Source organism: Thermodesulfobacteriota bacterium (assembly GCA_036397855.1).
In the GTDB taxonomy this organism is placed as follows: domain Bacteria; phylum Desulfobacterota_D; class UBA1144; order Nemesobacterales; family CSP1-2; genus DASWID01.
This window is the reverse complement of sequence record DASWID010000048.1, coordinates 1-13,430: the sequence shown is the minus strand read 5'-3', so window position 1 is coordinate 13,430 and position 13,430 is coordinate 1. Positions and strand designations below refer to the sequence as shown.

Annotated in this window: 9 protein-coding genes; all 9 read left to right on the top strand. The window is 42.1% G+C overall.

What is annotated here, in order from left to right; translation table 11 throughout:
• The first annotated feature begins 218 nt into the window (after positions 1 to 218).
• Entirely contained in the window at positions 219 to 1,403 is a 1,185-nt protein-coding gene (locus VGA95_03760) for an NAD(P)/FAD-dependent oxidoreductase (protein HEX9665655.1), read from the top strand.
• A 233-nt stretch (positions 1,404 to 1,636) separates the two neighbouring features.
• Positions 1,637 to 2,047 (top strand): response regulator, encoded by a 411-nt coding sequence (locus VGA95_03755; GenBank protein HEX9665654.1) that lies wholly within the window; start codon positions 1,637 to 1,639, stop codon positions 2,045 to 2,047.
• Positions 2,048 to 2,940: 893 nt separating this feature from the next.
• Positions 2,941 to 6,996: a GAF domain-containing protein gene (locus VGA95_03750; GenBank protein ID HEX9665653.1), complete on the top strand. Its 4,056-nt coding sequence runs from the start codon at positions 2,941 to 2,943 to the stop codon at positions 6,994 to 6,996.
• 1 nt (position 6,997) lies between these two features.
• Complete coding sequence (locus tag VGA95_03745) at positions 6,998 to 7,651, top strand: response regulator transcription factor (GenBank protein HEX9665652.1); 654 nt, start codon at positions 6,998 to 7,000, stop codon at positions 7,649 to 7,651.
• 407 nt (positions 7,652 to 8,058) lie between these two features.
• Positions 8,059 to 8,709 carry a response regulator transcription factor gene (locus VGA95_03740; protein ID HEX9665651.1) on the top strand — a complete coding sequence of 217 codons (651 nt, stop codon included), beginning with the start codon at positions 8,059 to 8,061 and terminating at the stop codon, positions 8,707 to 8,709.
• Between the two features lie 149 nt (positions 8,710 to 8,858).
• Entirely contained in the window at positions 8,859 to 9,599 is a 741-nt protein-coding gene (locus VGA95_03735) for a hypothetical protein (GenBank protein ID HEX9665650.1), read from the top strand.
• Positions 9,600 to 9,766: 167 nt separating this feature from the next.
• On the top strand, positions 9,767 to 10,675 hold the full coding sequence (locus VGA95_03730) for a polysaccharide biosynthesis/export family protein (GenBank protein ID HEX9665649.1): 909 nt from the start codon (positions 9,767 to 9,769) through the stop codon (positions 10,673 to 10,675).
• Between the two features lie 18 nt (positions 10,676 to 10,693).
• Positions 10,694 to 12,982 (top strand): polysaccharide biosynthesis tyrosine autokinase, encoded by a 2,289-nt coding sequence (locus VGA95_03725; GenBank protein HEX9665648.1) that lies wholly within the window; start codon positions 10,694 to 10,696, stop codon positions 12,980 to 12,982.
• A partial coding sequence (locus VGA95_03720) for a hypothetical protein (protein HEX9665647.1) occupies positions 12,930 to 13,430 on the top strand: 501 nt, incomplete at its 3' end. The genes VGA95_03725 and VGA95_03720, both read left to right, overlap by 53 nt.

Here is a 13,430-nt window from a genome sequence, read left to right as displayed (position 1 = left end):
CCCAGAAATATCTTCCTTCGTGATATTCCACGATTCATGACGTGATAGAAGGCTCCTGGGAACTGGATTCGCAAGGGTCGAGACATAATTAGAAGAGTATGGCAAAATAATAATTTGTCAACAAAAGATTTGACCCCTATTTACTTGATTTGTTTCGCAATTTATTATAATCTTTCTCACAATTTATCGCCTTAGAATAGAAATTTTCATCGAGGAAAATAAGCATACAAATAAAAAAGGGAATATGGTTCGATGTAATCGTCGTAGGAGGTGGTCCCAGTGGTCTTTTAATTGCGTCTATTCTGGCCGAAACTGGGTTTAGTGTTGCTTTATTTGACCAAAATTCAGAGATCGGTAAAGATGTTGTTTGCTCAGGCGTTATGAGCAAAGAGGCTTTTTCCAGATACGATTTACCTCGGCAAGCAATTGTAGGTAGATTAAAAGAGGCAGATTTATTCTCTCCAGGCGGAGGTTGTATTTCTTATGTTCATCCGGAAGAGGCAGTAGTAGTTGTTGATAGACATGTTTTTGATAAAGAGTTAGCTGAAATTTCAATCGCAAACGGTGCAGAAATTTGGCTAAGTACAAGAGTTTCTTCTCTTTCGGTAAGTGATAACTATGTAGAGGCTATCGTCAAATCAGAACAAGGCCAACGCAAGGTATTTGCAGATGTTGGAGTAATTGCCACAGGAGTTAAGTATACTCTTCAAACCACACTTGGACTGGGTCGCCCCAAAAAAATAATCAAAGGTCTTCAGTTAGAAATCTTAACCGAAGATATAGAGCGCTTAAGAATTTATTGGGGAGGGAAATATTCGACTGGTTTTTTTGGATGGGCGATACCACTTACAGAAGGTAGAACTAGAGTTGGTGTTATGACCGAGGGTCATGGTATGGATGGTTTAAACAGCGTCTTATCTGAAATTGGAAAGTATAGTGAGATTTGCTCAGAAATAAATGGAGTTAAAAGAAGAGGTATAGCTTATGGAACTATCCCACGTAGCTACTCCGATAGGATTATTGTTATAGGTGAAGCAGCCGGACAGATCAAAACAACAACTGGCGGGGGAATTTACTATGGTCTTATAAGCGCAGAATTAGCGTCAGAAGTGATAAGGAAAGCTTTCAAAAACGGATTCTTTAAAGCACAAAATCTTTCCGAATATGAGATGAAATGGAGAAAGATCCTAGGAAAAGAAATTATTATTGGAGAATATCTTCATAGGTTTTATTCGAAATTGAATGACAAGTCTTTGGATGAACTGTTTGTTGCAGCAGAACAGGATGGCCTTCTTTCGTATATAGCACAGAACGGAAAATTTGACTGGCATACGAATGCAATTTTGAAAATATTTACAAGTCCCAACTTAAGAAGAGTACTTTGGCAGGGATTTATGGGGTGAGTAAAAGGAACAAGATGACGTCTAGCGAAGGGTCTATTGGCGCGGATGATCGAGGAAAGTAGATTAAGTTTAGAAAACACTCCTCTTATGATTTATTAGATTTATTCGCCACCTTTAATATTCTTCGTTAAAGGGTTGGTCGCCTATTAAGGTTTAAGCTCGTGATATAGGAGATTGGAAAGGGAACAACATTTACTATTAGGCTTCCGAATATTCAACGAATCTCTGATGAAATGAATCCGTCAGATCAAGCAAATTTCGATACCGGCGGAAAAACGAGGAGGAAAGGGAATATTCTTGTTGTGGATGATGAAGTATTTATTTCTAATCTTATAAAGGAAGCGTTGGTATCCTCCGGTCACAGCGTCGACATCGCCCATAGCGGCGAATCTGCGTTAGCGCTCCTTAAGAAAAGTCATTATGACATAATTTATCTAGACTTGACAATTTACGGGAAGAACATAATCGAACTATTTCGAGAGATTAGGTTTTTGGTTCCTGGTTCCCTGATAATAATCATCAGTGGTACGCCAGATGAGGAGACTGTGGATAGGTTAATGGCAGAGGGTGCCTTTTCCTTGATGAGGAAGCCCTTCAAACTGGAAGAGATACGACAGACGGTTGAAAAAGTGTTAGGCACTTAGGGATAACATTGGTAAAAAACTATGATAATCTCGTCAGTTAAAAAATATTCCGACTCGACTTGGGATTTGAACTCCCGAACGGCGAATCAAGTATGCCGTAAGGCGAGCTTGAAAGTGTATAAAGCGCAATTTTTATGGAATAAATGATAAACTGCAACGGGGACTTCTTGATTGGCCACTCTTTTTTCCATAGAATAGTTAATGAATCAAACGAAATTTTTGATTTTTACAATCTATATGTAACCACCCTCAATAGGAAAAATCCTTTATTAAATCACCTGTTGAATACCCCGTGGTTTTCCCACGGGGATTAAAACAGGTTGCCCCTTGTGCGGTATAAATTTGAGAATTTCAGTGTCAATCCAGATAAAAAAACTGAGAGTGTAGTATATGATTATATGCATCCCGGAAGCATTTAGTTTTTAATTTTTCAATGCCGCTTTGCTTGGCCACTGGGTTATTTACTTAACACTGCATTTAACTTCTCACAACACCAAGGACATCAATTCATAAATACGATTATAAGATAAGTATCAGATGGGTATTGATTTTTTTATCTGAAAGGATTTATAATATGATCAAAGCAGTAATAGGTGCTTAAGGATAGGTGGAGAGAGTTATTCAACATAGATATTATTGTTTGCTTCCCACAGTAAGTGCAGTTTTTCTTGTTTTTCTTAAGGGGAGCTCTCATAACGATTTTTTACACATTCCAGAAATACGGGATAGATTTCTTTCCTACCAACCTAATCATATAAAGAACCCCAGCGAAGAGTCTTTCACTTTCTCTTTCTACCCTACTTTTGTACTAGAGGCATTTGTAAAAAACTATTATTCATTTCCTTTTTGGTTTTTTAAGAGGCTATTTTGATGCCTATTTTAATGTGTACAAGATGAAACATGGATATATGACAAAGGAACAATTCATTAAATATCAAACGACACTTTTGGAATTAGCCAAAATAAATAACTCCGAATTGGACTCATCATTGAAAATTATAACGGAGGTAGATTCAAATACTTTAGGTATTGAGCGGGTAAGCGTATGCCTTTTTAATGAAGATCATTCAGAAATCGTCTGTAAAGACTTATACAAAATGAGCGAAGATACTCATGAAAAAGGATTAAGGCTTAAATCCAGAGATTATCCCGGATTTTTTCAGGCCTTAGAAGAGGGCCGCATCCTATCGGTAAATAATACCTGCACCGATTGCCGCACTAGTGAATGTATGGGGGGATATTTAAAACCCTTTAGAATCACTTCACTGATGGATGTCCCTATTCGACATCATGGGAAAATTGTTGGCATCGTTTGTCATGAGCATACTGGAAAGATGAGAAGGTGGACAGCCGAAGAACAGAATTTTGCAGTCTCGATAGCCGATATCGCTTCTCTGGCCTTGGAGTCTTCAGAGCGCAAGCGAGCGGTGGAAGAACTTGAGAGATCCCTTTCTTTCCAACTTGCAACGCTTGACTCAACCACCGACGGGATTCTTGTAGTTGACAGAGAAGGAAAGATAGTAAGCTTTAATCGAAAATTTGTAGAGATGTGGCGAATCCCTGCATCGATAATAACATTGCGTGATAATAACCGAGCACTGGAGTTCGTCCTAGATCAACTAAAAAATCCTGAAGGCTTTCTCATAAAGATGAGAGAATCGTATTCCCAACCGGATGGGGAGAGCTGCGAGACCGTTGAATTAAAGGATGGAAGAACCTTCGAACGTTACTCTAAACCCCAACGGATTGGAGAAACAACAGTTGGAAGCGTGTGGAGCTTTCGTGATGTTGCCGAGCGCAACTTCGTGGGAGGAGAGGATCTGAGGATATTAAATACTATTATGGAAGCGGTTCATAAGTCATCAGACCTCAAAGAGGTTTTAAATATCGCTATAGACAAGGTTATGGAACTAACGGATATAGATATCGTAGGGATATATTTGGTTGATGAAGCTACAAATGAAGCGATACTTGAGGCCTATAGAGGATACCCTGATCAATATTTAGAGAAAGCAGGGAGGATACCATATCTTAGGGGTGTGACATGGAGGGTTATTAATTCGGGTGTGGTCTATGTTGTTCAAGATGTATCAACTGATCCATACGTTGGTCCTGTCGGTAAGGAATCTGGATTTAAGAGCTTTTTGTCAGTGCCTATAAAGATAGGAGAAAGAACGATTGGTGTTTTTCATTTTCATAGCAATAAAAGGAATAAGTTTGGTAGAAGGGAAATCGAGTTTTTTACTTCCATTGGTACCCAGATTGCCTTAGCAGTGGCTAAGGCAAAAAAGACTAAAGACTTAGAGTTAATAAATGAAGATTTATCAGCTCTAAATCTAATAGCTACCTCAGTTCATAAGTCTTTAGACCTTAAAGAAGTATTGAATATTGCTCTGGATAAGGTAGTGGGAATAACAGCCTTTGATCTTATAGCGATTTATCTTGTGGATGAGGATATAAATGAGGCAGTGCTTCAGGCACACAGGGGACTCACAGACGACTTTGTAAGTAGAGCAGGGAGGATACCCTATCCTAAGGGTATAACATGGATGTTTATCAACTCGGGGGAATTTACCTTTATTGAGGATGCTCAAGAAGACCCGGACCTTGGGGCTGCAGGAAGGGTATTGGGTCACCATGCTGTGGTGGCAGTTCCTATAAAGCAGGAGGACAGAGCAACAGGAGTAGTAATTTTTGCAAGTCGAAGAGTATTGGAGCTTAGTTCCCGAGATATGAATCTCCTCAATGCTATAGGAAGTCAGATTGGGATAGCGATAGTGCAGGCATCGCTGTATGAAAAATCACAAAAACAGACAGAAGAGCTAAGAGGATTATATGAGGATTTAGATAAGAGAAGTAGAGACTTAGGAATAATAAATACTATCAATCAAGCCGTGCATAAGTCCCTTGACCTGCAGGAGATCTACAGCATTGCCTTAGATTCGGTTACTGAATTAGAAAATGTGGATATGGCGATGATTTATTTAGTGGATGAAAATACAAATGAAGCTGTAATTCAGGCCTATAGAAATGTTCCAGAGGATTATCTAAAAAGGGCTTCTAGAATACCATACCCTAGAGGAATTACATGGAAGCTTATTAATACTGGTTTGGTAACAAATATTGAGGATGTTCAAAAGGACCCCGATATAGGTCCTGCTGGTAGAGACTTAGGTCACCACAGTATTTTAGGGATACCTATATTACAAAATGGGAAGAGCATAGGTGTTATTTGGTTCTTAAGCTATAAGGAACGGAAGTTTGATGAGAGAGAAGTGAATTTGCTTTCTAGCCTTGGTACTCAGATTGCCATCTCAATAGCTAAGGCAAACCTTTATAGAGAATTAACGAAGAAGAAGCGTTATGAAGAAATTATTTCCGCTGTGGCTAAAAGTGTCCATCAGTCAATTAATCTCCAAGAAGTATTGGAAAATGCAGTAGAATCAATGAGTAAAAATATAGATAGGGCAGACAACGTTTCACTTTACTTGGTCGAACGAGAAGACATCGGCGATCTAAGAGGTGTCGAAGCGGTTCTAATGGCTTATAGAGGCTATACTGATCGCAATGTTGACCGGATAAGAAGAATCCCCTATCCGAAGGACTTTACCTGGAAAACAATCATAGGGGGAAAGCCCAGGTATTGTGCCGATATAGACCAAGATACAATTATTGGTCGTGCTGGAAGGGATATAGGAACAAAGAGCTATGTCTCTATGCCTATTCACTTTGAAGGTAAGAGCGTGGGATGCATAAATGTAAATTCTTTGCAAAAGAGTGCCTTTGATGAAGAAGAATTAAGATTGTTAGAAATTGTGGCAAAGCAGATCGAGGTAGCGATAAATAATGCGCGGCAGGCAGAGGTGTTGCGCGATAGTAAAGAACGGTATCGTGTTTTGTACGAAGAAAATCCGGCCATGTATTTCACTGTGAATGGAGAAGGGAAGATTCTTTCCGTAAACCAGTTTGGAGCAGAACAACTTGGTTACACCGTCGAAGAGTTAATTGGGCATTCGATGCGCGTGGTTTTTCACCCAAATGACAGAAGAGCAATAAGACAGATGCTCACCAAGTGTTTAAAGAATCCTGGAAAGAACTATCGATGCATTATTCGCAAGGTTAAGAAGGATGAGAGCGTTTTATGGGTAAGAGAGACTGCTCGTGCCGTGGCGGATGCCGATGGTAATAAAGTTGTCCTTATTGTTTGTGAGGACGTCTCCGACCGCATGCAGGCAGAGAAGAAAATGAAGCAGTATTCCAGTCGACTGCGGAGCCTTTCCCGTAACCTGATGGACATACAAGAGACCGAGCGCCACCACATTGCGCATGAATTGCACGATGAAATTGGCCAGGTCCTCACGGCCGTGAAGATCAATTTGCAGGCGATGCAGGGGTTGGGCAAGGACCTCCGATACAAGTCTCGCCTGGAAGAAAGCGTTCTCATTATTGACAGAGCTCTCGATCAGGTACGGAATCTTTCCCTAGATTTGCGGCCTTCCATGCTAGACGATCTTGGGCTAGTGGCTACGCTGCGATGGTATCTAAATCGCCACAGTCAGCGAGCAGGACTTGCTGCGAAATTGGTCGTTGATCCTCCACAGATGCGCTTGCCCGCGTACCTTGAGACCGTGTGTTTTCGCATCATCCAAGAAGCCCTGACCAATATAGTACGCCACGCGCGGGCAAAAAATGTACAAATTGAATTACGGCAGCATGATAAGGTACTGGAACTGGTCATCCATGATGACGGAGTTGGTTTTAGTCTACGCGCCGTAAAGAAACGTGCTATGCGCGGTGTGGGTTTTGGGTTACTGGGAATGCAAGAACGCACTCTGCTGGTCGGTGGCGAGATGAAGATTAAATCCACGCCAACCAAAGGGACTACAATTAGTGCCCGTCTTCCCATAACCTCATCCTTGCCCAAGGAAACTAGAAAAGGAAAGACTTAAAATGAAGCCCATTCGCATTTTACTTGCAGATGACCATACACTGGTACGCGCTGGTATTCGCTCCCTGCTAAATAATATTGCAGGGATAGAAGTCATTGCGGAAGCAAGTGATGGTCGTGAAGCGCTGCGCTTGGTTAGAGCGCATAGCCCGGATGTGGTTTTAATGGACATTGCGATGCCGGGGTTAAATGGTTTGGAGGCGTCGGTACGCATATCAAAGGAATTTCCTCTTGTACGCGTGATCATTCTTTCCATGCATTTAAATGAAGAATACATACTGCAAGCGCTGCGCGCCGGTGCGAAAGGCTACATATTAAAAGGCGCCGACACTGCTGAACTGGAAATCGCAATCAGGACCGTTGCCCGTGGTGAGACGTATCTCAGCCCGATCGTGTCGAAACATGTCGTCGCGGATTACATTCAGTGCATTGGTGGCGCCACTAAATCGGTCGAACTATTGACGGCACGCCAGCGCGAAGTTTTGCAACTGATTTCCGAAGGGTACTCTACGAAGGGGATCGCCCGCACTTTGGGAATCAGTGTGAAAACGGTCGAGACGCATCGCATACAGTTAATGGAACGGCTGGACATCCACGATATTGCAGGTCTGGTACGTTATGCGATTCGGGTGGGATTGGTGGAGCCCGACCAATAGCACAAGCGCTAAAGATAAGGGAAGTAAGGCCTTTTTTCCCTCCCATCTCAGGTTTTTCCCCCATATTTCTCAGTTTTATACCGATTGTTCCTTGGATTGATTAAGTGTAAAAGTAACAGATGATGGATTCAACTCGCAGCAACTCGAAACTAAAGATTCTGAACAGGTTTAGCTAACTTTGAGGGGTAGTTATGAAGTTATTTAAAAAAATGATAAATAGGCTATTCCTTTTTAATGAACTTATTCATTACCGGTTTTTTTAGATTTATGGCTGCCAGACATATGAAAGATAGAACCCCTCGAGAGGTTAAAAAATAGGATAATCGTTCTTCAATATTTATGAAAGCCCATGTAAGGATAGATGGGGCTGGTTATCCAACGCAGTCCTTGGAGTAACGAATTTTATTATGAAGCCCATTCGCGTTTTACTTGCAGATGACCATACACTGGTACGCGCTGGTATTTGCTCCCTGCGAAATAATATTGCAGGGATAGAGGTCATTGCGGAAGCAAGTGATGGTCGTGAGGCTCTGAGATTTGTTAGAAAGCTTCGCCCCGATGTGGTTTTAATGGACATTTCGATGCCGGGGTTGAATGGTTTGGAGGCGTCGGTACGCATATCAAAGGAATTTCCTCTTGTACGCGTGCTTATCCTTTCCATGCATATAAATGAGGGATACATACTGCAAGCGCTGCGCGCCGGTGCGAAAGGCTACATATTAAAAGGCGCCGACACTGCTGAACTGGAAATCGCAATCAGGACCGTTGCCCGTGGTGAGACGTATCTCAGCCCGATCGTGTCGAAACATGTCGTCAGGGGTTACATTCGGTGCGCTGCCGGCGAGACCACATCACTCGAACTATTGACGTTACGCCAGCGCGAAGTTTTGCAATTGATTTCCGAAGGATACTCGACAAAGAAGATCGCCTGCACGTTGAAAATCAGCGTGAAGACGGTTGAGACGCATCGTATGCAGTTAATGGAACGGCTGGAAATCCACGATATTGCGGGCCTGGTGCGTTATGCAATTCGGGTGGGATTGGTGGAGCTCGACTAATATCACAAGAGCCAAGATCAGGTCTATTATCCCTCCATATCAGGTTTTTCCCCTATATTTCTCAGGTTTATACCGATTGTTTCTTAGATTGATTAGGCGTAGGATGAAAGGTGGGGTTAAAAATCAATTCGATAAGGAGGTGTAGTGTTATGACAGTATCAAAAAAATTCCCATTTGTTTTAGCGCTGCTTTTAGTTGTTTTAACGCTTCTTTTAATAAACGCTCCTCTGCATGCAGCTACAATTTTAGGGAAGGTTGCGATTTTTACGTCTCCTAGCAAACCAGAAATCTATCCCTTAGTCTCCGGCAATAAAATGACTTATGACCATAAAGCTCTCATAAGGATCAATGGTGGAACATTGGTTGCTGAAAAGGGGACCATACTTGAAGCATTTGACGAGGGTAATAAAGTTATCTTTCAAATTGAAAAAGGGATTATAAACTTTCGAATTCAACCTCATAAAACGATTGTTTCATTTAATACAAAAGATGGCGTTATTTTTTCTCCAGAAATAGTTAGAGCAAACGAATCTATAATAGAAGGGAGAATTGTGGTAACCGAAACTGATACTATCCTGGAGCTTAGTGAGGGAACATTAGAAGTACTAACTCCCCAGGGACCTAGGACAATAAAAGCTGGTGAGAGGTTTCTTTTGGCACAGGCAGTTATTGATGAAAGTGAAGGGGAACTTGCTGATGCAACTGATAAGAACAATCCATCAGATGACGACTTGAATGCTGATGGTACAGATGGTTTATCAACAGGTGCTACAATTGGAGTAGTTGGTACTGTGATAACGGCAGCAATCGTTGGCCCTATCGTCGCAGCCACTACATCTGATAATGGTGGCGGTGGTGGTGGAGATCTAATAGCAAGCGAAATTGAATAATTAATTCCAATTTCTCGTCGAGAAGTTTTAGTTATGGGCCTAAAGCCATGAACATATGTTCAATAATTACTTCTTTCATATTCCTGATTTTTACATACGGTTGCTCACTCAGCAACAACCCACCGGTGAATTCGTTTAATAAAATTAACATAGAGTCCTCCCAGGAAATGAGTGAGCTTAATTCTAAGCTTCTGGAACAAGGGGCCACCTCTCCCGTATCCCCTGCCGATTACCTTATAGGACCTGCAGATTTGTTAGAAATTAAGACATTTGAGTCTGACAAGCTAACAACCACAGCACGCGTAAGCTCAAGAGGGCAGATCACTCTTCCCCTTTTGGGCGGTGTTGACGTGGATGGGCTCACTGCAAGAGAAGCTGAGCAAAGGATCGAGAGTCTTCTAAAGGAAGGTCAATATCTCAATGATCCTCATGTAGTTGTCTTTGTTAAGGAGAATAAGAGTAAGCTCGTTTCAGTGGTTGGTTATGTAAGAGAACCGGGAAATTATGAACTTGTGGGAAAACTAACTCTTATCGATGCTCTGGCTGCCGCAAGGGGGTTGAGTGAGCAAGCAGGAAGGACAGTCTATATCACAAGAAGTGAAGAAGATGGGGGAAAACAGGCTTACATGGTTGATCTCGACGAGCTTCTTCAAAAGGGCGATGCCGCCGAAGAAACAAATCTTACACTAAAACCTGGAGATGTAGTCTATGTTCCTGAGGCTGGAAACGTTTTTGTCGAGGGTGCGGTAACGCGCCCGGGCTCTATACAAATAAAAGAGGGTCTTACCACGGTTAGTCAAGTGATTTCCGAAGCCGGTGGGCTCACAAGCTATGCAAATAGCAGTGATGTCACCTTGATTCGTTACCTGGGAAGCGGAGAAAGAGAACTCGTAAAGTTGGATTTGGATCAAATTCGAGATGGAGCGGCTGAAGACCCTAAAGTAAATGATAGAGATGCCATCGTGATTGCTTCAAGCGGATTTAAGAGACTTATTTATGGACTTCGCCTTAGTCTTGGATTTGGTCTTGTGGGAGTGGGTTATGAACCCCCTGAGCGCTATAGAGATATAAGATAAACTTACGGAGTTGCAAAGTTGGGAGAGGAAGAAAATAGAGGAATCGAGGAATACAAAAGCAGGGGTTTAAAGGAAAGAGATGATCATTCCTTATCCACTGAGGTCATAAGAGAATACGATTCCTATATCGAGGATAAACTTGACCTCAGGGATTATTTAGATGTTATTCTGAGAAGAAAATGGGTAGTAATATCCTGCCTTGTTTTCTCGATTGTAACTGTGACGATATTATCCTTAGTAAAGACACCCGTATATAAGTCCGAGGCCACGATAGAGATAGCCCCTGAAAATCCCAGGATTACGACATTCGAAGAAGTAATAAATGTTGACGCGATGCAAAGGGAGTTCTATGAAACGCAGTATCAGCTCATCAAGAGCAAATCTCTGGCTAAAGAGGTTGTCAGTAGTCTGGCGCTCGGTTCACATCCTGAATTCGCAACAGGAGAGAAGTCAAAAAAGGGACTTTTACCCTCTATCAAAAATGCAGTTGCTGGAATTATTACAAGAAAGAAGGGATCAGACCGTGGAGAGACCAAAAAAAAGAAGCTTGCTGGAGAAGAAGGGTTAATCAGCTCCTTTATAAATAGGGTTGAGGTAACACCGGATAGAAGATCCAGGCTGCTTGATGTTAGCTTTGAGAGTGCCGATCCGGAGCTTTCGGCAAATGCAGTTAACACCCTTGTAGATAAATTCATAGAATGGGTCCTCGACAGGCGACTGGATGCGACAAAAGCGGCAAGGGGGTTTCTTGAAAAGCAGCTCGAACAGGTAAAGGCAAAACTCGAAAGAGCTGAAGAAGAGCTTAGCGCCTTTGCAAAAAGCGCGGGCATTGTCTCTTTAGATGAAAACCTTAACATCATATACAAGCAGCTTGCAGAACTCAATGAAACCCTATCCGAGGCCGAATCAGAGAGACTCTCGAAGGAGGCATTATATAAAGAGGTTCAAGACGGGAATTATGAATATTTACCACAGGTGATGAGTGATCCTTCGATCCAGGCATTAAATGAGGAGTATACAAAGCTAAACTCCGAGCACGACAATCTGGCGGTTATTTATGGACAAAACTATCCCGAGATAAAGCAATTAAGCGCACAGCTTGGCAGAATTCGTAGCGATATCACGGCGCGGACGGATGCAATCGCCGAAAGCATAAAGAAGGATTACCAGGGAGCAGTAAGAAAAGAAGACATTATCAGGAAAAGAACCACTGACCAGAAAAATCAGACTGCCCAACTAAATGACAAAGCCATCCAGTATAAGATTCTTGAAAGGGAGGTAGACACAAACAAGTCCATCTACCAGAATCTTCTTCAAAGGCTTAAAGAGACTGAAGTAACATCCGGGATCAAGGCAACTAACATACAGGTTGTGGATTATGCATCTGTTCCACTTGTTCCTTATAAGCCAAATATAAGATTTAATGTGCTCCTTGCAACCCTGATGGGTCTTATGATAGGTGTTTTTCTGGCATTTATCTTCGAGCATTTTGATAACACTATAAAAGACGAGGAAGAGTTTAAAAGAAGATTTGCTCTTCCGGTTTTAGGTGTCGTTCCACTCTTAGATGGAATAGAACTGCAAGATCTTGAGAAGCTCTCTTATACAGATCCAAAGTCCCTGATATCTGAATCCTTCAGGGTTATTAGAACCTCTATTCTGTACTCGTCTGCCGACAATAATCCGACATCCCTCATGGTTACCAGTTCTCAACCCATTGAAGGAAAAACCACATGTGCTTCCAATCTCGCAATTTCACTTACCCAGGCCGGACATAGGGTAGTTCTGATAGACGCGGACTTGAGAAGGCCGAGGCTGCATAAAATTTTCTCGAGTAACGGCAATGCATTTGGACTGAGCACTTATCTTGTCGGTAAAATGGAACTTTCGGGTGTAATTCATCATACGGATGTAAACAGTCTGGATATAATTCTCACGGGTCAACTTCCGCCAAATCCTGCTGAGCTTCTTGGGTCAAAAAAAATGAAGGAGCTGATTGAGCGTCTGAATGAACAATACGATTATGTCATCATTGATTCAGCGCCGATCGCGGGTTTCGCAGACTCACGGCTTGTTGCAAGATTTGTGGATGGGATTTTACTCGTTACAAGTGTTGGAGTTACTCAAAGGCAGGCGCTGGAATCCAGTATCGAAAATATAGTAACTGTGGGGGGGAAAATTGTTGGAGCTATTGTAAACAGGCTTGAGTTAAGAGGTCGTAAATACGGATACAACTATTATTACTACGACAGCGATGAAAAACACAAGCAAAAGAAATTACCAGGTTTTCGTTCTCCTCGCTCTTAGCCTCTTTTTCCTTGAAGAGACTCTCAGGCTTGGGCTTTCTTCCATATTTTCTAAAAAAGGGGAATTGGAGTCTATGGAGAAGGGCCTTTTCCTAAATTCCTCCAGTGCCGAGCTTAACTTAGACTTAGCAAGGGTTTATCACATGCTTATGCAGGGAGATGAAAAGAGGGTTCAAACACTATATGTCAGGTCTATTGAACTTAATCCCCTCCTTACTTCCTCGTGGTTGGGACTTACGGAGGTGTTTCTTGAAAACGGTGAAAACGACAGGGCTCAGGCCACGCTTGGTCGAGCGCTAGAGCTTATTCCTCTATCCATAGGTCAACTCTGGGAAGCCTCTATTCTTGCCTTAAGACTTGGTAGTAAGACCATGGCTTTGGATAGCCTCAGGATTGTTGCAAAGGCAGACCCGGGAAGAAGGGGAAGGGTTTTTGATATTTGCTGGCAG

Excerpts from the sequence above, each read along its gene's own strand:
- VGA95_03755 (HEX9665654.1), top strand. The coding sequence starts at position 1,637 with ATGAATCCGTCAGATCAAGCAAATTTCGATACCGGCGGAAAAACGAGG.
- VGA95_03750 (HEX9665653.1), top strand. The coding sequence starts at position 2,941 with ATGAAACATGGATATATGACAAAGGAACAATTCATTAAATATCAAACG.
- VGA95_03745 (HEX9665652.1), top strand. The coding sequence starts at position 6,998 with ATGAAGCCCATTCGCATTTTACTTGCAGATGACCATACACTGGTACGC.
- VGA95_03740 (HEX9665651.1), top strand. The coding sequence starts at position 8,059 with ATGAAGCCCATTCGCGTTTTACTTGCAGATGACCATACACTGGTACGC.
- VGA95_03735 (HEX9665650.1), top strand. The coding sequence starts at position 8,859 with ATGACAGTATCAAAAAAATTCCCATTTGTTTTAGCGCTGCTTTTAGTT.
- VGA95_03730 (HEX9665649.1), top strand. The coding sequence starts at position 9,767 with ATGAGTGAGCTTAATTCTAAGCTTCTGGAACAAGGGGCCACCTCTCCC.